Genomic DNA, 18,567 nt, shown 5'->3' with positions numbered 1-18,567 from the left:
GTCGTCGCGATGAGGTGGCGTGCACGTATATGTCTACGAGCACGCCACCTTACGCGTTCGGATTGTGGGGACGTTTTTGTGACCTGAACGGGCCTCGTCCTCAAACGCCGGACGGGCTGAAAGACCAGCCCCTGCCTACGCCGTGTACTCGTCCGCCACCGCCAGCGCGGCGTCCAACGCCGCCAGCCCCTCCTTCAGCTCGGCCTCGCTCACGTTGCACGGCGGGACGATGTGCGTGCGGTTCATGTTCACGAACGGCCAGATGCCCCCGGCCTTCGCGGCGGAGCCGAACGCGGCCATGGGGGCGTTCGCCTCGCCGGCCGCGTTGTAGGGGACCAGCGGTTCGCGGGTCTGCCGGTTCTTGACCAGTTCGAGCGCCCAGAACATCCCGACGCCCCGCACCTCGCCGACGCACGGATGCCGCTCGGCCAGCTCCCTCAGCCCCGGCCCGACCACGTCCGCACCGAGCCGCGCGGCGTTCTCGACGACGCCCTCCTCGGCCATGACGTTGATCGTCGCGACGGCGGCGGCGCAGGCCAGCGGATGGCCCGAGTACGTCAGACCGCCCGGGTAGGGCCGCTTCGCGAACGTCTCGGCGACCGCCCCGGAGATCGCCACCCCGCCCAGCGGCACATACCCGGAGTTCACGCCCTTGGCGAAGACCATCAGGTCCGGCGTCACGTCGAAGAGGTCCGCCGCGAACCACTCCCCGGTCCGCCCGAACCCCGCCATGACCTCGTCCAGGATGAAGACGATCCCGTACTTGTCGCAGAGCTCACGGACGCCGGCGAGGTATCCGGGCGGCGGGACCATGATTCCGGCCGTCCCCGGGATCGTCTCCAGGATGATCGCGGCGATGGTCGACGGCCCCTCGAAGGCGATCGTCGTCTCCAGGTGCTCCAGTGCCCGCGCGCACTCCTGCTCCTCGGTCTCCGCGTAGAAGCGGGAGCGGTACAGGAAGGGCGCCCAGAAGTGCACGACGCCGGCCGCGGCACCGTCGGAGGCCCAGCGGCGGGGGTCGCCGGTGATGTTCACGGCCTGCTGGGTGCCGCCGTGGTACGAGCGGTACGCGGACAGCACCTTCGGTCGCCCGGTGTGCAGCCGGGCCATCCGTACGGCGTGCTCCACGGCGTCCGCGCCGCCGTTGGTGAAGAAGATCTTGTCCAGGTCGCCCGGGGTCCGCTCGGCGATCAGCCGAGCCGCCTCCGACCGCGCCTCGACCGCGAAGGCGGGCGCGAAGGTCGTCATCCTCGCGGCCTGCTCCTGGATCGCGGCGACGACCTTGGGGTGCTGGTAGCCGACGTTGGTGAAGACGAGCCCGCTGGTGAAGTCGAGATAGCGCCTGCCGTCGTAGTCCCAGAAGTACGACCCCTCCGCACCGGCGACGGCGAGCGGGTCGATGAGCTCCTGCGCGGACCAGGAGTGAAACACATGCGCACGGTCCGCGGCCTTCACGGCGGCGCCGACCTCGGGATCTGGCTGAGGGGTCATGCGGGTGAGCGTAGGAGGGCGCGGGGTGGGCGAGGTATCGGCGTCCTGTCTGTGGTCCGGGGGTTTCCGCGACAAGGTGTCGACAGGCGGGAGCGTGACTCCACTGAAAGCATCATTGACAGCATCCTGCCTAAGTGACAGCATGTTGTCATTTCGGGGGCGTCAGAGCCCGCGAAGCCCCAGGAGGAGCAGTCATGAGCGCCAAGCCCGTGCACCTCGCCGTCTACGACACCTACGCCGACTGGGAGACGGGACACGCCACCGCGTATCTCGCCCGCGCCGGCCACGAGATCCGCACCGTCGGCCCGTCCACGCGGCCCGTGCGGAGCATCGGCGGGCTGTGCGTCCAGCCCGACCTCGCCCTGGACGACGTACGGCCCGAGGACAGCTCTCTGCTGATCCTGCCGGGCGCCGATCTGTGGGACACGAGCGGCGACCTCGCGCCCTTCGCCCGCAAGGCGCGCGAGTTCCTCGACGCCGGGGTGCCCGTCGCCGCGATCTGCGGGGCCACCGCCGGGCTGGCCCGTGAGGGTCTGCTCGACGACCGTGCACACACCAGCGCCGTCTCCTTCTACCTCGCGGCCACGGGCTACGGCGGCGGCGAGCGGTACGTCGACGCCGATGCCGTCACCGACGGCAAGCTGATCACCGCCGGTCCCACCGAGCCGGTCGCCTTCGCCCGGGAGATCTTCCGGCTGCTCGGGGTGTACGAGGGCGAGGTGCTGGACGCCTGGTACCGGCTGTTCCACGACTCCGACGCGGAGGCGTACGCCGTGCTCGAGAAGGCCGGGCAGTGAGCCGGGAACGACAGGACCTGCTCAGCCGCAGCGCGCTCGGTGTCTTCAAGCTCAACGGCCAGTTCCTCGCGGTCGCCGAGGAACTGGCCCGGCCCTCGGGGCTGACGGCGGCGTGGTGGCAGGTGCTGGGCGCGGTGCTCGGCGAGCCCCTGCCCGTCTCCGGTATCGCCCGCGCCATGGGCATCACCCGGCAGAGCGTGCAGCGCATCGCCGATCTGCTGGTGGACAAGAGGCTCGCCGAGTACCGGCCCAACCCCGCCCACCGCCGTGCCAAGCTCCTCGCGCCCACCCAGGAGGGGCGCGCGGCGATCTCCCGTATCGACCCCGGCCACGCCGCCTTCGCTGACCGGCTGGCGGAGGCTTTCGGGGAGGCCGAACTCGCCGATGCGGTACGGATTCTGGAACGGTTGTCGAAGGTGCTCGACGGCCTCGCCGTCGCTGTTACGGAACCGTAGACACCGGGCCGCTCACCTCCCCATATGCCGCACTATCGTGGGGCCGACGCATAGGCGGGGGCTGGTTGGGGGCGGGCGATGGAGAAGCTGGGGCCGGGGGATCCGCAGCACATTGGGGTGTACCGGCTGCTGGCGCGGCTGGGCGCGGGCGGCATGGGGGACGTCTATCTCGCCCGGTCGGACCGGGGCCGTACCGTCGCCGTGAAACTCGTACGGCGGGAGCTGGCCGCGCAGGAGGAGTTCCGCGCCCGCTTCCGGCAGGAGGTGCAGGCCGCGCGGCAGGTCGGCGGGTTCTGGACCGCGCCGGTGCTCGACGCGGACACCGAGGCAGAGGTGCCCTGGGTCGCCACCGGGTATGTCGCCGGGCCCAGCCTCCAGCAGGTGGTCGGGCACGACCACGGCGCGCTGCCCGAGCGTTCGGTACGGATCCTGACGGCCGGGCTGGCGCACGCGCTCAAGGACATCCATGCCGCGGGGATAGTGCACCGGGATCTGAAGCCCTCCAACGTCCTGATCACCATCGACGGGCCCCGCGTCATCGACTTCGGTATCGCACGCGCGCTGGAGACGGTCGACGAGAGCGGGCTCACCCGTACCGGCGCGCTCGTCGGGTCGCCGGGGTTCATGGCGCCCGAGCAGGTGCGCGGCGACCGGATCACGCCCGCGTGCGACGTGTTCTGCCTGGGCTCGGTCCTCGCGTACGCCGCGACCGGCAGGCTGCCCTTCGGCTCCGTCGACAGCGGCGCGCACGCCGTGATGTTCCGGATCGCCCAGGAGGAACCCGATCTGGAGGGGGTGCCCGAGGGGATCGCCGAGCTGGTGCGGGACTGCTTGCGCAAGGATCCGGGCGCCCGGCCGACGCTGGACCGGATCCTGGAGCGTACGGGAGCCGAGGACACCGTCTCCGGCGGCCGGTCCCGTGATCCGTGGCTGCCGAGCGCGCTGGTGGTGCAGCTGGGGCGGCACGCGGTGCGGTTGCTGGACACGGAGGATCCGGTGGGGCCGTCGGGGCCGTCGGGGCCGGGGGGTTCGCAAGTCCCCGGCCGACAGGGCGATCCGGCGCGGGCGGGCTCGGCCGGGCCCGGTTCCGCGGAGCCGACCCCCGCCGCCTCCCCGGAGCACGCTCCGGCCGCTCCGGCGACACCGCCGGACCAGCTCCCCACCGTGGCCGCGACCCGGACCGGCCCGACCCCGCCGCCGAGCCCCGGCACCCCGCCCGGCGGTGCCTTCGGAGACGCCGCCGCCCCTGGTGACACCCCGGCCCACCCGGCCTACGGCTCCCCCCAGCAGCATCCGCAGCAGCCGGCGTACGGCTACCCTGCGGCCGTCCCGAACACGCCGCCAGGCCCGACGCCGCCCGGCCCCCAGCCGCCGTACGGCTTCGCCCCCTCCTACGGCCCCGGCCCGTCGTACGGCCCCACCCCGCCCTACGACCCGCCCCTGCCGTACCTCCCGTCGCCCCCGCCCGAGGACCCCCGCCGCAGCGGCCGTTCCACGGTGGCGCTCGTCGTCGTCGCCCTGGTCGTCGCGCTCGCCGCCGGTGGTTCGGTGTACGCCCTCATGAACGGCGGCGGTGACGACACGGCCGGCGGCGGCCCGACCGCCACGGCCACCGACCCCGCCACCGCCGGCCCGACCGACCCCGCCACCTCCCCGGACCCGGCCACCTCCGAGCCCGCCGACGGCGCGGTACCGGCGGGGTACCTGGGCACCTGGACGGCGTCGATCGACAACGGCACCGGCGAGAACACCCGCCGGCTGACCATCCGGCAGGGCGAGGTGGGCGACACGGTCCTCTCCCTCGTCGCCGACGGCCCGGCCGGCACCGGCACCTACCACTGTGAGTTCGAGGCGGCGCTGACCCGAGCGCCGGGCGGCGCCGGCTCGTTGGCGATCGGCCCGTCCACCGTGACGGCCGGTCCGGCCACGTCCTGCTCGCCGGGCGAGGCCACCGAGATCACGCTGCTGCCGGACGGCAGGCTGGAGCGGGTGAACACCAGCAGCGGGGAGAAACTGACGTACACCCGGCAGTGAGGGTGAAGTCGCGTTTCCTGTGCGGCAGTTGAACGTCCGGCGAACATCCGCGGACGCGCACCGACGATGGCTCCGAACGGACGTACGGTGACACCGCACTGGCTCTGGTGAGTGGCGGGGGCACCACTGTGGAGTGGCTGAGCGCGGAGAACATCGTGGCCGTCGGCACTGCGGTGCTCGGTGTGGTCGCGTCGGGCGTCATGGTCTGGTACGAGCGGCGCGTGCCGCGCAGGAAACGCATCGGCTATCGCGTCCAGATGGACAACCCGATAGGCGACGACGTGCGTTCGGGCCGGGCGAACGTCCGGATCGGCCTCTTCGACGCGGACATGGACGACGCGACCCTCGTACTTCTGCGCGTCGAGAACGACGGCTCGCAGAGCATCGACCGCGACGACTACACGGGCCCGAGCCCCCATGGCCTCACCGCGGTGTTCACGGACCGCACCATCCGCGGCGTCTCGGTCACCCAGCCGACCGACATCGACCACCTGATGGACCACTTCACCGAGCAGCGGGGCTTCGGCTACGAGGGCAACCGGCTGCGCATCCCGCGCGTCCCGCTCAACCCCGGCGACCACTTCAAGCTGCTGGTGATGCTGTCCGGCGGTGACGTGGGCGACGAGATCCGGCTGCGCGGCGGCATCCGGGACGGCGAGGTGCACCCCAACCGCAGTGCGACGCCGGACGACAAGGCGCCGCTGTTCAGCCTGCCGGCCCGGGTCTTCACCGGACTGCTCACCCTCTCCGTCCTGGCGCTTGCGGGCATCGTCGTCTTCCGGGACGGCAATCCGATCGAATGCGAGCAGGGCGAGTTGACGGTGATCGGGTCGACCGCGTTCGAGCCGGTGATCTCGACGCTGGCGGAGCAGTACGAAGGCAAGTGCGCGGGTGCGGAGATCGACGTCGAGACGCGCGGCAGCGAGGCGGGAGTGGCCGAACTCGCCGCGCTGGCCGACCGGTCGAAGGGCGGGGCACGGTCGGTGATCGCGTTCTCCGACGGGCCGCTGGGCGAACGGCTGGGCCTGAAGGGGAAGAAGGTCGCGCTGTCCGTCTTCACGCTCGCCGTCAACGACGGGATCGATCTCGGGCCGGACGGGCTGTCCGTGCGGCAGGTGCGCGACATCTACAAGGGCCGGTACAAGAGATGGGGCGAGGTGCTTCCGGACGCCGGCAAGGCGGTCGCCGACCTGCCCGTCGTCCTGGTCAGCCGCAGTGACAGCTCGGGGACGCGGCAGGCGTTCCAGGACCGGGTGCTCGGGGGGTGGGAGCAGGCGCAGAGCACGTCACTGGACTGCCGGCCGCCCCAGGGTGCCGTCACCGTCGTGACGCGGTGTGAACTCGCCAGTACCGGGGATGTGCTGGACACGATCGCCGAGCAGCCCGGTGCCCTCGGGTACAGCGAGCTGAGTGTCGCCGCCAGGCACAAGGGTGTGCGGACGGTGGCGCTGGGCGGCGACCGCGCGAACGTGGACGAGATCGAGCGCGGCGACAGCGCCTACCCCTATCGCGACATCGAGTACGCCTATACGTACGGCACCGCGGCCGACGGCTCGCTCACCGCCGGGTTTCTCGCCTACCTGGACAAGGAGAGCAGCCGGCAGGTGATCCGGACGCAGGGGCATCTGCCGTGCGGGACGCCGGTGGGGCTGGAGTTGTGCCGCTGAGGCACGGGCGGCACCCCTGACTCCAGGACGCGGTCCTCACGAGGCCTCACCATGGCCCCTCCCTCACCGCGGCTCGGGCGGCCGCTGCCGAGGCATGTTCGGTCGCGCCCCGTTCGGCGGCGGCACCGTGAAGCGGCCCTGCCCCACGGCCGCGTCCGGCCGCGTCCCGCCGGCCACCGACGACTGGATCCCCATCGGCGCCGAGCCCGTCCGGAACTCCACCATCCAGTCGGCCGTCTCCGCGCGGACCAGCTCGGTCACGTCCTCCGAGAACCGGCGCAGTACGCCCAGGCACCGCTCGGCGGCCTCGCCGGCCGTTCCCTCGGCCGGGCCGAGGACCTCTCTTACGCTCTCCGTCGCCCAGTCGAACTGGAGCACCTGAAGCCGCCGCTGCACCGCCTGCGCCGTGGCGAGGTCCCTTATCCAGCCCGAGGTGACGCCGAAGGAGCGGTCGATCGCCACGCACGCCACCGCCATGAGAAGGGAGAGATAACCCCAGGGGGCCACCCCGCTCGCGACCCCGGTCAGGTCCAGCAGGGGCAGCGCGGCCCCGACGACCGCTCCCGCCGCCGCCCCGCCGCGCAGCGCCCGCGCCCCGCGCCGCTTCCACACCCGGTCCGCGAGATACCACGCCGCCGTGTCCAGCGCCCCCCGCTCCACCCACCGGTACAGCTCGTCGAGCCGCAGCGCCGGCTCCCCCCAGTCCCCGAGCGGAAACGCCCGCCCCGTCAGATCGCCCGGCCGCAGTCCGGCCGCCCCTTCGCCGCCCCGCCCGTCCTGAGGCGACCTGTCGGGCTGCATCTCCGGCTGACCCACCCGGCACTCCCTACTGTCACGGTGCGTGACATCACGTACGACTTACGTCCGGGTACGACCCCCCGCAGCGCACGGAACGTCACGCAACACCTGAGGCTGACGCGCCGGACCCTTCCTACCGCCCAATGGGTGTCGAAGAGATGCCTTTCGCCTCTTTTCCGCCCGGAAGTAGGTCTTGATCAGGTATAGGACTCCAGTTCCTCTCACTCGAAAGAGTGCCGGGGCGACGGCTGCCCGGACCACGTAGGCTCGTGCTGAACGGGAAAGCCGTACAGAGGCAAGGAGCTGATCGTGATCCCCGGTGGTGGCCAGCCCAACATGCAGCAGTTGCTCCAGCAGGCGCAGAAGATGCAGCAGGATCTGCAGCGGGCGCAGGAAGAACTGGCGCAGACCGAGGTCGAGGGCCAGGCGGGCGGCGGCCTGGTGAAGGCCACTGTCACCGGTGCCGGTGAGCTCCGCGCCCTGAAGATCGACCCGAAGGCGGTGGACCCGGAGGACACCGAGACCCTCGCCGACCTGGTCGTCGCGGCCGTACAGGCCGCCAACGAGAACGCGCAGAATCTGCAGCAGCAGAAGCTGGGCCCGCTGGCCCAGGGCCTGGGCGGCGGCAGCGGCATCCCCGGCCTGCCCTTCTGACGCTCCGGGTGTTCTGCGGCTTGCCTTTCTAAGAGGGGCCGCCGCCAACTACCGTACGTACCGTAAGGAACCCCAGGAAGGACGGCAGTCCGTTGTACGAAGGCGTGGTCCAGGACCTCATCGACGAACTGGGGCGGCTGCCCGGCGTCGGTCCCAAGAGCGCCCAGCGGATCGCCTTCCACATCCTGCAGGCGGAACCGACGGACGTACGACGCCTGGCCCAGGCCCTGCTCGAGGTCAAGGCGAAGGTCCGCTTCTGCGCGATGTGCGGGAACGTCGCGCAGGAGGAGCTGTGCAACATCTGCCGCGACACGCGCCGCGATCCGGCGGTGATCTGCGTGGTCGAGGAGCCGAAGGACGTCGTGGCGATCGAGCGGACCCGTGAGTTCCGCGGCCGTTACCACGTTCTCGGCGGCGCGATCAGCCCGATCGAGGGTGTCGGACCGGACGACCTCCGTATACGAGAACTTCTCGCGCGGTTGGCCGACGGGACGGTCACGGAGCTGATCCTGGCCACCGATCCGAATCTCGAGGGCGAGGCGACGGCCACGTACCTCGCGCGCATGATCAAGCCCATGGGCCTGAAGGTCACCCGCCTGGCCAGCGGCCTCCCGGTGGGTGGCGACCTGGAATACGCGGACGAGGTCACTCTCGGCCGCGCCTTCGAGGGGAGACGACTCCTAGATGTCTGACGCCACGCTGCACGCGACCGAACACAACCCGGACGACTTCGCGGTCCAGATCTCGGACCAGATCGAGAGCTTCCTGGTCGCCGTCACGGAGGTCGCGAAGGGCGACGAGCCGGGCTCGACCGTGCCCTTCCTCCTCCTGGAGGTGTCCCAGCTCCTCCTGGCCGGCGGCCGTCTCGGCGCCCACGAGGACATCGTCCCCGACGAGCGCTACGAGCCCGACCTGGGCCCGGAGCCGGACGTGGACGAACTCCGCGAGAACCTGGCCCGCCTGCTCGACCCGGTCGACGTCTACTCCGAGGTCTTCGACCCCTACGAGCCCCGCAAGGCCCCGGTCCCGGCCCGCATCTCCGACGACCTGACCGACGTCATCACCGACCTCCGCCACGGCATGGCCCACTACCGCGCCGGGCGCACCACCGAGGCCCTGTGGTGGTGGCAGTTCTCCTACTTCTCCAACTGGGGCTCGACGGCCTCCGCGACCCTGCGCGCGCTGCACTCGGTCCTCGCCCATGTCCGCCTGGACCAGCCCCTGGAGGAGCTGGACGGCCTCGACACCGACCAGGGCGTGATGGGCGACGAGACGCTGGAGTTCGAGGCCGGCCAGGTGATGGAGCAGGAGATCGGCGAGCAGCTGGGGCTGCGGCCGGCGCAGTGACGGCTGTTCAGATCCGTACGGCCGTGCCGGTCACGCCGATACCCGTGCCCGGCTCCGCCGGTACCGTCACCGTGATCGTGCTGGGCCTGCCCAGGTCCACGCCCTGATGGATGGTCAGGGTGGCGGGCGGGGTGACGAGTCCGAACTCCCGTAGATAGCCGCCGAACGCGGCCGCCGCAGCGCCCGTGGCGGGGTCCTCGACGACACCGCCGGGCGGGAACGGGTTGCGGGCGTGGAACACGGTGGGGGACTCCCGCAGGACCAGGTCGACGGTCGTCCAGTCCTCGCGGGCCATGAGGGCGGCCAGCGCGTCCATGTCGTAGTCCAGGTCGGCCAGCCGCTCCCGTGAGGAGGCGGCGAGGATCGGGTGCCAGGCCCCGGCGAAGGCCACCCGCGGCGGCAGCGCCGGGTCCAGGTCCGCGGCGGACCAGCCCAGGATCGCCAGCAACTCGGCCAGGTCGGCCGCCGCGATCGGCACCGACCGCGGCGCCACACTCACCAGGGTCGCCGTCACGGTGCCGTCCGCCGTCCGGTCGGTGGTCACGGTGACCGGGCCCGCCTTGGTACGCAGCCGCAGGCGGCCGGTGCCGTGGAGTTCCGCGTAGGCGACGGCGGTCGCGATCGTCGCGTGGCCGCAGAACGGCACCTCGGCGAGCGGGCTGAAGTACCGGATGTCCAGCGTGCCGTCGTCGGCCGGCACCACGAACGCCGACTCCGAGTAGCCGAGTTCGGCCGCCGTCGCCAGCATCGCCGTGTCCTCGACCCCGGTGGCGTCGAGCACGACACCCGCCGGGTTGCCTCCCGCGGGGTCGCTGCTGAAGGCCACGTAACGCGAAATCTCCATCCGTGGACCGTAGCCGCGAGTTGGGAGCAGGGCGAGCGGATTACTCCGGCCCGGAGAGGTGACGCAGGTTACACATGAAGCCTCCGGAAGTGGCGTAATGCACGGCCCCTTCGCTCGGTCTCACAGGCATCGCACCACAACACCCACACCAGGCCGTTGCGCCCGCCCCCCGAATCGGAGCCCGACCATGCACGTCACCCTGGAGCAGCCGACCGGCGCCCGTCTGATCACCGACGCGGGCCAGGAGTTCGCGATACCGGCCACGCTCCGCTACACGGCCGGCGACCCGCTGGCCGTGCACATCGACTTCCCGCCCCATGTCACCCTCGACGGCGAGGCCGTGACCTGGACGTTCGCCCGGGTACTGCTGGGCGGGGGACTGCGGGCCCGGGCCGGACTCGGCACCGTGCGCATCCGCCCGTGCGGGGCGTCCCACACCTACATCGAGTTCCACTCGCCGATGGGCGTGGCCATGCTCAGCTTCGCCACAGCGGACCTGTATCGCTTCCTCGCCCGTACGTACACCGTGATCGCACCGGGCGAGGAGACGTTGGGGGCGGAGCTGGACCAGGGGCTGGTGACGCTGTTCGGGGGGCGGGTGTGACGCCTGCGGATTGGTTGATCCGCGTACAGGGACACCGGCGGCCCGCCCACCCCCCCCGCGGAGTTCATGAACCCCCCGTGCCGGTACGGCGACCAGCTCTGCGTGATCGAGCGGACGCGCAGGGTGAATTGGCACCGTCTTGTCTAGGGGCTGTACGTCCGCTGCACGGCCCCTAACCGGTGCACAGCGAATCTGGAGTCACTTCCACCGCAGAGGCAAGCGCCCGACAGGACGCGGAGGGAGGAAAGCCACCAGATCCGCACTGGAGATGCAATGACTCGTAGGGCAAGCAAGTCCATAGGCAAGCGCGTAGCCATTGTCACCGCCACCGCTGTCGTCGCCGTAGGCACCTTCGCCGCCGGTGCCGCTGTGGCCGGGCCCGGGTGGGGTGGAGGGAAGCAGCCCACCGAGAAGCAGGTGGCCGGGCTGTTCGACACCTGGAACACAGCCCTGCAGACCGGCGACCCGGAGAAGGTCGCGGACCTGTACGCGAGCGACGCGGTGCTGCTGCCCACCGTGTCCAACAAGGTCCGCACCGACCGCGCAGCCATCGTCGACTACTTCGAGCACTTCCTCGCGAACAAGCCGGCCGGCACGAAGCTCGACACACACGTCAACGTGCTCGACCGCGACTCCGCCATCGACACCGGTGTCTACGAGTTCGCGCTCACCGACCCCAAGACCGGTGAGAAGAGCACCGTCAAGGCCCGCTACACCTACGAGTACGAGAAGCGGAACGGTGAGTGGCTCATCGTCAACCACCACTCCTCGAAGATGCCCGAAGGCTGATCGTCACCCTCAGCCCGCCCCCGGGCGCGTCCCCGAGGGTCACGGTCCCGCCGTCGTCCGTCACCAGCTGCTTGACGACGGCGAGGCCGAGGCCGGAGCCGGACTTCCCGGTCAGCCCCCTGCCGCGCCAGAAGCGGTCGAAGGCACGGGACTTGTCGGTGTCCGACATCCCGGGTCCCTCGTCGAGAACCGAGAGCACCACCTCATCGCCCCTGGGCTCCACCTCGACGGTGATCGTGCCGCCGTCCGGTGACACCTCAAGGGCGTTCGAGAGCACGTTGTCCAGCACCTGGTCCATATGACCGGGGCTGGTCAGCACGAGCGGCCGGCCGTCGGCACTCCCCCCGAGCGTGATGGTGACTCCACGCTCGTCGGCGGCCGGCCTCCACACATCCAGCCGCTCCCGGACGATGTCCCACAGCGGCAGCGGTTCCGCCGCCGTCACCTTCGCCTCCGCACGGGCCAGCACCAGCAGCCCGTTCACCAGCCGGCTCATCCGGACGACCTCGGCCGTCGCCTGCTCCACGTCCTCCTTGACGAAGTCGTCGTCCACACCGTCCGCGATGTTGTCCAGCGACAGCCGCAACGCCGTGAGAGGAGTACGGAGTTGATGTGAGGCGTCCGCCACGAAGATGCGCTGGGAGGCGACCAGCGTGTCCAGTCGTTCCGCGCCCTGGTTGAGGGTGCGCGCCAGCGTCTGGGTCTCCGGGGGGCCCGTCACGGGAGAGCGGGCGGTCAGATCGCCGTCGCTGAACTTGCTGGCCATGTCGTTGAGCTGACGGAGGGGGCGTGTGATACGCCTCGCCGCCGCGGCGCCGATCACCGCGGCCACCGCCAGGACGACCACCGCCAGGACGACCCGGAAACCCCAGATCTGCCACAGCCGGCTGGTCAGGTCGTCGGTCGAGTACACGATGCGTACGGCGCCGACGACCGGGCCCCGGTTGCGGCCGTCGAGGTCCACCGCGCTGGAACGGGCGGGAACCGTGATCTTCAGCTTCGGTCCCCAGATGAAGGAGGAGCCCCAGTCGGTCGTGGGTTCGCCCTGCTCCAGGGCCTTGGTCAGGGCCGTGTCCGGCTGCGGGTGCGGCAGACCGGTGGCGCAGCGCTCGGTCACCTCGACCGTGCCGGGTGTCTGGCCGGCGTACGCCCTGGCCATCTCGTCCAGTGCCGCGCACGACGAGGTGTTGCCGTTGCCGAGCAGCAGCGCCATGGTGTCGGCCTCACGCCGGACCGAGTCCGCGGTGTCGCCCCGCAGCTGGTCCGTGAGTGTGAAGGCCACCGGCACGGTGAACAGGGCGATGGCGACCGCGACGAGCAGCACGTAACTGCGGATGAGCTGGCGGATCATGACGCGCCGCTATCGCCGTTCACGATCTCCAGGCGGAAGCCGACGCCTCGCACGGCCTCGATCGTGATCGCCCCGGCGAGCTTGCGCCGCAGCGCCGCCACATGCACGTCCAGTGTCTTGGTCGGCCCGAACCAGTTGGCGTCCCAGACCGCCTCCATGATCTGCTCGCGCGACATCAGCGCCCCGGGCTCCTCGGTGAGGAAGGCCAGCAGGTCGTACTCCTTGGGCGCGAGCCCCACCTCCTCGCCGTCCAGACGGACGCGGGCCGCCTTGCGGTCGATGGCGAGGCGGTCGCCGTAGCGGTCGGGGCCGGCCTCGGCGGCGGCGGGCGTACGGGGCTGGATGCGGCGCATCACCGCTCGTATCCGCGCGATGACCTCGCGGACCCCGAACGGCTTGGAGACGTAGTCGTCCGCGCCCAGCTCCAGCCCGACCACCCGGTCGGTCTCGTCGCTGCGCGCGCTGATCACGATGATCGGCACGTCTCCGCGCTCGCGCAGCACCTTGCAGACGTCGAGACCGTCGGTGTCGGGCAGGCCGAGATCGAGGAGTACGACGTCGTAGGGCTCGGCGTGGCTCAGCGCCGCGGCACCCGTGGTGACCCAGGCCACCTCGAAGCCGTAGCGCATGAGTCCGCGCCGGAGCGACTCGGCGACCGGCTCGTCGTCTTCCACCAGAAGTACGCGCACACGGCGAACCATAGTGGTTGAACTTTAAAGACGACCGGTCGCCGAGCCCGTGAACAGGCGATCCGTGGGCAAAAGCCCCTTACCACATGGTCGGCAGCCGCTCCGGGATCCGCTTCATGAAGCCGGTCCGCCACACGAGCTGCTCGATCGGCACCGCCAGCCGCAGCTTCGGCATCCGCTCCAGCAGGGTCTGAAGGGCGATCTCGGCGTGCTTGCGGCCGAGGGCGGTGGCCGGGCAGTAATGGCGGCCGCCGCCGAAGGAGAGGTGGGCGGTGGCGTTCGCGCGGCCGAGGTCGACCGTGTGCGGGTCGGGGAAGGCGGCCGGGTCGAAGTTCGCGCCCTCGACGAGGACCAGGACGAGGTCGCCCGCCTTCACGTCCACGTCTCCCAGCCGTATGTCCTGTGTCGCCAGTCTCGGCAGGCCGTCGCCGATGGACAGGTTGATGCGCAGGAGTTCGTCGACGGCGGCGGGGATCCTCCCGGGGTGCGCGACCAACTCCTCCTGCAGATCCGGGTGCTGGATCAGCGACACCAGCGCCATGGTCAGGAAGCCCGAGGTGGAGATGACGCCCGCGCCGAACATCGTCACCCCGACCGTCGCGAGCATCTCGTCGGTGAGGTGGTCGTACTCCGGGTCCGCGCGCAGGGCGGCGAGCTCGGCCATCAGACCCGTCGTCGCCGGGTCGTCGAGCCGCTCCGTCATGTACGCGATGTCCCGGTCCCAGTTGAGCCGGGCGCCCGCGACGGGGCACGCCGAGTTCATGAACGCGATGTCCAGGCTCCGCATCAGCCGGGGCGCGTCCGTGAGCGGGATGCCGAGGATGCGGCAGTGCATGCCGGCCGAGTACGGATCGGCGAAGCCGCCGCGCAGGTCCGCCGGGGCGCCGTCGGCCATCAGCCCGTCGACGAGCTCGTCGGCGTACGACCGCATCCACTCCGCCAGCCCGGGGCTCTTCGGGTTCAGCGCCTTGAGTACGGCCTTCCGCAGCCCCGCGCCGGTGATGTTCCCCATGTTGTTGACGACCTCGGGCGGGATCGTCAGCGCGTACTGGCGGGGCACTCCCGGAGCCGAGGTGTCCTTCAGGCTGAACCGGGGGTCTTCGAGTACCTGCCTGCACAGGTCGTACGACGACACCAGCCAGGCCTCGTCGCCGGCGATGGTGCGCACCCGGCGTACGGGCGTGTTGTCGCGCAACTCCTCGACCTTGTGGGGGAGTTGGTCGCCGCGCCAGGAGAACGGGAAGTCGATGGCGGTGTCAGTGAGCATCGTTGGCCCCCTCGGCGGGCGTCACGATGGCGTGCCCCTGGTTGCGGGAGGCGCGCAGGCCGGCGCCCCGGGAGTAGAGCAGCTCGGCCATCGGCAGCAGCTGGTGGTAGCAGTTGAGGGAGGAGGGGACGCCGAGGATGGCGGGGGTGTCCAGGAAGAGGGGGGCCTCGGCGCAGACATAGGCCAGGCAGACCTCGCGCTGGGCGTCGGTCGCGCGCCCTGCCTTGTCGGCCAGGAAGGAGTCGACGAGCTTCTCGCAGGTCGTGCGGAACTCGTCGTCGGTGGCCAGGCGGGCCTCAAGACGGTCGTGGATCTCGCGGTACGCCGGGTTGCCGCGGAAGTCGGACATGGCGTGGGCGTGCAGACGGGTGCCGCCGGGGTCCACCTCCTGTACGGCGCCGAGGACCTTGGCCCGTACCCCGCGGAGGTTCTTCACCGCCTTGCGGCGCGCGTCGTCGGGCGGGTAGCCGGACGCCGCGTACATCTCGGCCACGTACAGATCCGTGTAGACGAGGTCCACCCTTTCGAACAGGGCCAGGCCCCAGCGGGCGAGGTCGTGGACCCGGCGGGCGGAGAAGTAGCTGTTGCCGGGGGAGACGCCGATGACGGCGTGGTCGCCGGCGGCTCGGATCACCTCGCAGTGCGGGGTGAAGGGCTGGATCCTGAAAAGGCCGGCCCGGGAATCCGTATCGGCCGGTGTGACGTGCTGGATCTCGGAAGCGGTCGCAGTCGTCAAAGGAGGGAATCCTTCGCGTCGCAAGTCCCGATGGAGCCTTGTGCCCCTGGTGTGGCGACGACGACGCGAAGTTAGTGTGCGACTACGGAGAGCGTCAATGGGCTCATGATGGTCGGCGGCACCTGCTAGTGACACTCGCTAGTGACCTGTCCCACTTTCCGGAGTGCTCTGCTCCCCACCGGGCAGACACCATCCCGGAGCGCCGGAATCTCACCATCTGGGAACCCCAAGGTCGAATTCGGACGCTCGATAGACTGAGCCGACACACACGGACTGAGCGAGGAGCGCACGTGGGCCTTGTCGTGCAGAAGTACGGAGGCTCCTCCGTAGCCGATGCCGAGGGCATCAAGCGCGTCGCCAAGCGGATCGTGGAAGCCAAGAAGAACGGCCACCAGGTGGTGGCCGTGGTTTCCGCGATGGGCGACACGACGGACGAGCTGATCGATCTCGCCGAGCAGGTATCCCCGATCCCTGCCGGGCGCGAGCTCGACATGCTGCTGACAGCCGGAGAGCGGATCTCCATGGCCCTGCTGGCCATGGCGATCAAAAACCTGGGCCACTCGGCCCAGTCGTTCACCGGCAGCCAGGCAGGTGTCATCACCGACTCGGTCCACAACAAAGCCCGGATCATCGATGTCACGCCGGGCCGGATCCGCACCTCGGTGGACGAGGGCAACATCGCCATCGTCGCCGGTTTCCAGGGCGTGAGCCAGGACACGAAGGACATCACCACGCTGGGGCGCGGCGGGTCCGACACCACCGCGGTGGCACTGGCCGCGGCGCTGGACGCCGAGGTCTGTGAGATCTACACGGACGTCGACGGTGTGTTCACCGCCGACCCGCGTGTGGTGAAGAAGGCGAAGAAGATCGACTGGATCTCCTTCGAGGACATGCTGGAGCTGGCCGCGTCCGGCTCGAAGGTGCTGCTCCACCGCTGTGTGGAGTACGCCCGTCGCTACAACATCCCGATCCACGTCCGGTCCAGCTTCAGCGGGCTTCAGGGCACGTGGGTCAGCAGCGAGCCGATCGAGCAAGGGGTAAAGCACGTGGAGCAGGCCATCATCTCCGGTGTCGCGCATGACACCTCCGAGGCCAAGGTCACGGTCGTCGGTGTGCCGGACAAGCCGGGCGAGGCCGCCGCGATCTTCCGGACGATCTCCGACGCCGAGATCAACATCGACATGATCGTGCAGAACGTGTCCGCCGCGTCCACCGGCCTGACGGACATCTCCTTCACGCTGCCGAAGTCCGAGGGCCGCAAGGCCATCGACGCCCTGGAGAAGAACAAGGGCGGCATCGGCTTCGACTCGCTGCGCTACGACGACCAGATCGGCAAGATCTCCCTGGTCGGCGCGGGTATGAAGACGAACCCGGGCGTCACGGCCGACTTCTTCAAGGCGCTGTCCGACGCCGGTGTGAACATCGAGCTGATCTCGACCTCCGAGATCCGTATCTCGGTCGTCACCCGCGCCGACGACGTCAACGAGGCCGTACGCGCCGTGCACTCCGCCTTCGGGCTCGACTCCGACAGCGACGAGGCTGTGGTGTACGGGGGCACCGGGCGATGACCCGACGACCGACGCTCGCGGTCGTGGGAGCGACCGGGGCCGTGGGCTCGGTCATGCTCCAGATCCTGTCCCAGCGTGCGGACATCTGGGGTGAGATCCGTCTGATCGCCTCGCCGCGCTCGGCCGGCCGCAAGCTGGCCGTGCGCGGCGAGGAGGTCGAGGTGGTGGCGCTCACCGAGGAGGCCTTCGCCGGGGTCGACATCGCGATGTTCGACGTACCGGACGAGGTGGCCGCCCGCTGGGCGCCGATCGCCGCCGCCAAGGGCGCGGTGGTGGTGGACAACTCGGGCGCCTTCCGGATGAACCCGGAGGTGCCCCTGGTCGTGCCCGAGGTCAATCCGCACACGGTCCGGATGCGGCCGCGCGGGATCGTCGCCAACCCCAACTGCACGACCCTCTCGATGATCGTGGCGCTGGGCGCGCTGCATGCCGAGTTCGGGCTGCGGGGGCTGGTCGTGTCCTCGTACCAGGCGGTGAGCGGGGCCGGGCGCGCCGGTGTGGAGACGCTCAGGCAGCAGCTGTCCCTGGTCGCCGGCACCGAACTGGGGACCGGCCCCGGTGACGTACGGCGGGCCGTCGGCGACAACACCGGACCGTTCCCGGAGCCGGTCGCGCTGAACGTCGTGCCGTGGGCCGGGTCGCTGCGCGAGGACGGCTGGTCCTCGGAGGAGATGAAGGTACGGGACGAGTCCCGCAAGATCCTCGGGCTGCCCAAGCTGCCGGTCGCGGTCACCTGTGTACGGGTGCCGGTGCTGACCGGGCACTCACTGACCCTGCACGCCCGCTTCGAGAACGAGGTCACGGTCGCCAAGGCGCGCGAGATCCTGGCCACCGCACCGGGGGTCGTGCTCTACGACGACCCCGCGGCCGGTGAGTTCCCGACGCCCGCCGATGTCGTGGGCACGGATCCGACCTGGGTCGGCCGGGTGCGGCGCGCGCTCGACGATCCGACGGCGCTCGAACTGTTCGTCTGCGGCGACAATCTGCGCAAGGGCGCGGCGCTCAACACCGCGCAGATCGCGGAGCTCGTGGCGGCGGAGTTTTCGTGAACCGCCCGTGGTGCCGGAAATCTCCTGGGCTTCGGCTGGATCGTTTGTAGGATCTGTGTGAGAAATGTGAGCCGATCGATGGTCCGGACCACTTGAACCGGGCCAGGTCGGCAGCTGAAGATTTTCCTCCCCGCTCTGCAACCGCTTGCAGGGCGGGGAGCGTCTTTGCGGTCGCCCTTATGGGGCATGGAGACGCGTTTTTCTGGCGTGGGGACGCCAAATGGGCAGGGCGTGGGGACGCCCGTTCATATGGGACATAAGGGAAGAGCGGGTAGTCATGTGGGCGCTTGACGCACGGTCAGCTGTGCCGCCTGGGACGAGACGGTCGGCTGCGGGGGTGAGTGGGTCCGTCGCGGGTTCCGGAGAGGCGACTGCGGAGACTGGCGCAAAAGTGACGTCCGGCACGTACAACCCTCACGGGGGGACG

The 18,567-nt window shown here is 70.5% G+C and carries 18 protein-coding genes; 11 read left to right on the top strand and 7 right to left on the bottom strand.

Annotated elements, in window-relative coordinates; genetic code table 11:
- Positions 1–135 precede the first annotated feature (135 nt).
- Positions 136–1,491 carry an aminotransferase class III-fold pyridoxal phosphate-dependent enzyme gene (locus ACZ7NC_RS06740; protein ID WP_471485527.1) on the bottom strand — a complete coding sequence of 452 codons (1,356 nt, stop codon included), beginning with the start codon at positions 1,489–1,491 and terminating at the stop codon, positions 136–138.
- 194 nt (positions 1,492–1,685) lie between these two features.
- Here ACZ7NC_RS06740 and ACZ7NC_RS06735 point away from each other — a divergent pair, with 194 nt between their 5' ends.
- The 4 genes from ACZ7NC_RS06735 to ACZ7NC_RS06720 all read left to right on the top strand — a co-directional run bounded on the left by ACZ7NC_RS06735 (position 1,686) and on the right by ACZ7NC_RS06720 (position 6,444).
- Positions 1,686–2,288, top strand: coding sequence for a type 1 glutamine amidotransferase family protein (locus tag ACZ7NC_RS06735; protein WP_471485525.1), 603 nt, complete (start codon positions 1,686–1,688; stop codon positions 2,286–2,288).
- Positions 2,285–2,743, top strand: a complete 459-nt coding sequence (locus ACZ7NC_RS06730; protein ID WP_471485524.1) for a MarR family winged helix-turn-helix transcriptional regulator — start codon at positions 2,285–2,287, stop codon at positions 2,741–2,743. The genes ACZ7NC_RS06735 and ACZ7NC_RS06730 overlap by 4 nt, the downstream gene beginning before the upstream one ends.
- 78 nt (positions 2,744–2,821) lie before the next feature.
- On the top strand, positions 2,822–4,777 hold the full coding sequence (locus ACZ7NC_RS06725) for a serine/threonine-protein kinase (protein WP_471485522.1): 1,956 nt from the start codon (positions 2,822–2,824) through the stop codon (positions 4,775–4,777).
- A gap of 128 nt (positions 4,778–4,905) precedes the next feature.
- Positions 4,906–6,444 (top strand): PstS family phosphate ABC transporter substrate-binding protein, encoded by a 1,539-nt coding sequence (locus ACZ7NC_RS06720; protein WP_471485829.1) that lies wholly within the window; start codon positions 4,906–4,908, stop codon positions 6,442–6,444.
- A 63-nt stretch (positions 6,445–6,507) separates the two neighbouring features.
- Here the strand turns inward: ACZ7NC_RS06720 and ACZ7NC_RS06715 are convergent, their stop codons facing one another.
- Positions 6,508–7,260 carry an SLATT domain-containing protein gene (locus ACZ7NC_RS06715; protein ID WP_471485521.1) on the bottom strand — a complete coding sequence of 251 codons (753 nt, stop codon included), beginning with the start codon at positions 7,258–7,260 and terminating at the stop codon, positions 6,508–6,510.
- A 291-nt stretch (positions 7,261–7,551) separates the two neighbouring features.
- Between ACZ7NC_RS06715 and ACZ7NC_RS06710 the strand changes: the two genes are divergently transcribed.
- The 3 genes from ACZ7NC_RS06710 (at position 7,552) to ACZ7NC_RS06700 (ending at position 9,243) form a co-directional block, all read left to right on the top strand.
- Complete coding sequence (locus tag ACZ7NC_RS06710) at positions 7,552–7,896, top strand: YbaB/EbfC family nucleoid-associated protein (protein ID WP_471485520.1); 345 nt, start codon at positions 7,552–7,554, stop codon at positions 7,894–7,896.
- Positions 7,897–7,988: 92 nt separating this feature from the next.
- A complete protein-coding gene (gene recR, locus ACZ7NC_RS06705; RefSeq protein WP_062697763.1) occupies positions 7,989–8,588 on the top strand; it encodes a recombination mediator RecR in 600 nt (199 codons plus the stop codon).
- The gene (locus tag ACZ7NC_RS06700; protein WP_471485518.1) at positions 8,581–9,243 is read left to right on the top strand and encodes a DUF5063 domain-containing protein; all 663 of its coding nucleotides are present in this window, start codon (positions 8,581–8,583) and stop codon (positions 9,241–9,243) included. The genes recR and ACZ7NC_RS06700 overlap by 8 nt, the downstream gene beginning before the upstream one ends.
- Positions 9,244–9,250: 7 nt before the next feature.
- Here the strand turns inward: ACZ7NC_RS06700 and ACZ7NC_RS06695 are convergent, their stop codons facing one another.
- The gene (locus ACZ7NC_RS06695) at positions 9,251–10,087 is read right to left on the bottom strand and encodes a PhzF family phenazine biosynthesis protein (protein WP_471485517.1); all 837 of its coding nucleotides are present in this window, start codon (positions 10,085–10,087) and stop codon (positions 9,251–9,253) included.
- 187 nt (positions 10,088–10,274) lie between these two features.
- On the opposite strand from ACZ7NC_RS06695, the gene ACZ7NC_RS06690 reads away from it, so the two are divergent.
- Together ACZ7NC_RS06690 and ACZ7NC_RS06685 are read left to right on the top strand one after the other, a co-directional pair.
- Positions 10,275–10,691 (top strand): SsgA family sporulation/cell division regulator, encoded by a 417-nt coding sequence (locus ACZ7NC_RS06690; protein ID WP_471485516.1) that lies wholly within the window; start codon positions 10,275–10,277, stop codon positions 10,689–10,691.
- A gap of 273 nt (positions 10,692–10,964) precedes the next feature.
- Positions 10,965–11,480 (top strand): SgcJ/EcaC family oxidoreductase, encoded by a 516-nt coding sequence (locus ACZ7NC_RS06685; protein WP_471485515.1) that lies wholly within the window; start codon positions 10,965–10,967, stop codon positions 11,478–11,480.
- Here ACZ7NC_RS06685 and ACZ7NC_RS06680 read toward each other — a convergent pair.
- From ACZ7NC_RS06680 to ACZ7NC_RS06665, 4 genes are all read right to left on the bottom strand, one after another.
- Positions 11,446–12,831, bottom strand: a complete 1,386-nt coding sequence (locus ACZ7NC_RS06680; RefSeq protein ID WP_471485513.1) for a sensor histidine kinase — start codon at positions 12,829–12,831, stop codon at positions 11,446–11,448. The genes ACZ7NC_RS06685 and ACZ7NC_RS06680 overlap by 35 nt on opposite strands.
- Entirely contained in the window at positions 12,828–13,520 is a 693-nt protein-coding gene (locus tag ACZ7NC_RS06675; protein ID WP_471485511.1) for a response regulator transcription factor, read from the bottom strand. Before ACZ7NC_RS06675 ends, ACZ7NC_RS06680 begins: the two co-directional genes overlap by 4 nt.
- A 79-nt stretch (positions 13,521–13,599) precedes the next feature.
- Positions 13,600–14,787 (bottom strand): cytochrome P450, encoded by a 1,188-nt coding sequence (locus tag ACZ7NC_RS06670; RefSeq protein WP_471485510.1) that lies wholly within the window; start codon positions 14,785–14,787, stop codon positions 13,600–13,602.
- The gene (locus ACZ7NC_RS06665; RefSeq protein ID WP_471485509.1) at positions 14,777–15,523 is read right to left on the bottom strand and encodes a cyclodityrosine synthase; all 747 of its coding nucleotides are present in this window, start codon (positions 15,521–15,523) and stop codon (positions 14,777–14,779) included. The genes ACZ7NC_RS06670 and ACZ7NC_RS06665 overlap by 11 nt, the downstream gene beginning before the upstream one ends.
- Before the next feature lie 290 nt (positions 15,524–15,813).
- Here ACZ7NC_RS06665 and ACZ7NC_RS06660 point away from each other — a divergent pair, with 290 nt between their 5' ends.
- Together ACZ7NC_RS06660 and ACZ7NC_RS06655 are read left to right on the top strand one after the other, a co-directional pair.
- Positions 15,814–17,091 (top strand): aspartate kinase, encoded by a 1,278-nt coding sequence (locus ACZ7NC_RS06660; RefSeq protein WP_471485507.1) that lies wholly within the window; start codon positions 15,814–15,816, stop codon positions 17,089–17,091.
- Positions 17,088–18,140 carry an aspartate-semialdehyde dehydrogenase gene (locus ACZ7NC_RS06655; RefSeq protein WP_471485505.1) on the top strand — a complete coding sequence of 351 codons (1,053 nt, stop codon included), beginning with the start codon at positions 17,088–17,090 and terminating at the stop codon, positions 18,138–18,140. The genes ACZ7NC_RS06660 and ACZ7NC_RS06655 overlap by 4 nt, the downstream gene beginning before the upstream one ends.
- The last annotated feature ends 427 nt before the right edge of the window (positions 18,141–18,567 follow it).

It is taken from the genome of Streptomyces sp. NPDC111802, from assembly GCF_055634335.1.
Note: the sequence above shows the minus strand (reverse complement) of the source record. Positions and strands in the feature narration are given on the sequence as shown.

Bases quoted from the DNA above. Each gene is read 5' to 3' on its own strand.
- ACZ7NC_RS06740 (WP_471485527.1), bottom strand. From the start codon at position 1,491: ATGACCCCTCAGCCAGATCCCGAGGTCGGCGCCGCCGTGAAGGCCGCG.
- ACZ7NC_RS06690 (WP_471485516.1), top strand. From the start codon at position 10,275: ATGCACGTCACCCTGGAGCAGCCGACCGGCGCCCGTCTGATCACCGAC.
- ACZ7NC_RS06725 (WP_471485522.1), top strand. From the start codon at position 2,822: ATGGAGAAGCTGGGGCCGGGGGATCCGCAGCACATTGGGGTGTACCGG.
- ACZ7NC_RS06655 (WP_471485505.1), top strand. From the start codon at position 17,088: ATGACCCGACGACCGACGCTCGCGGTCGTGGGAGCGACCGGGGCCGTG.
- ACZ7NC_RS06700 (WP_471485518.1), top strand. From the start codon at position 8,581: ATGTCTGACGCCACGCTGCACGCGACCGAACACAACCCGGACGACTTC.
- ACZ7NC_RS06695 (WP_471485517.1), bottom strand. From the start codon at position 10,087: ATGGAGATTTCGCGTTACGTGGCCTTCAGCAGCGACCCCGCGGGAGGC.
- ACZ7NC_RS06670 (WP_471485510.1), bottom strand. From the start codon at position 14,787: ATGCTCACTGACACCGCCATCGACTTCCCGTTCTCCTGGCGCGGCGAC.
- ACZ7NC_RS06685 (WP_471485515.1), top strand. From the start codon at position 10,965: ATGACTCGTAGGGCAAGCAAGTCCATAGGCAAGCGCGTAGCCATTGTC.
- ACZ7NC_RS06680 (WP_471485513.1), bottom strand. From the start codon at position 12,831: ATGATCCGCCAGCTCATCCGCAGTTACGTGCTGCTCGTCGCGGTCGCC.
- ACZ7NC_RS06735 (WP_471485525.1), top strand. From the start codon at position 1,686: ATGAGCGCCAAGCCCGTGCACCTCGCCGTCTACGACACCTACGCCGAC.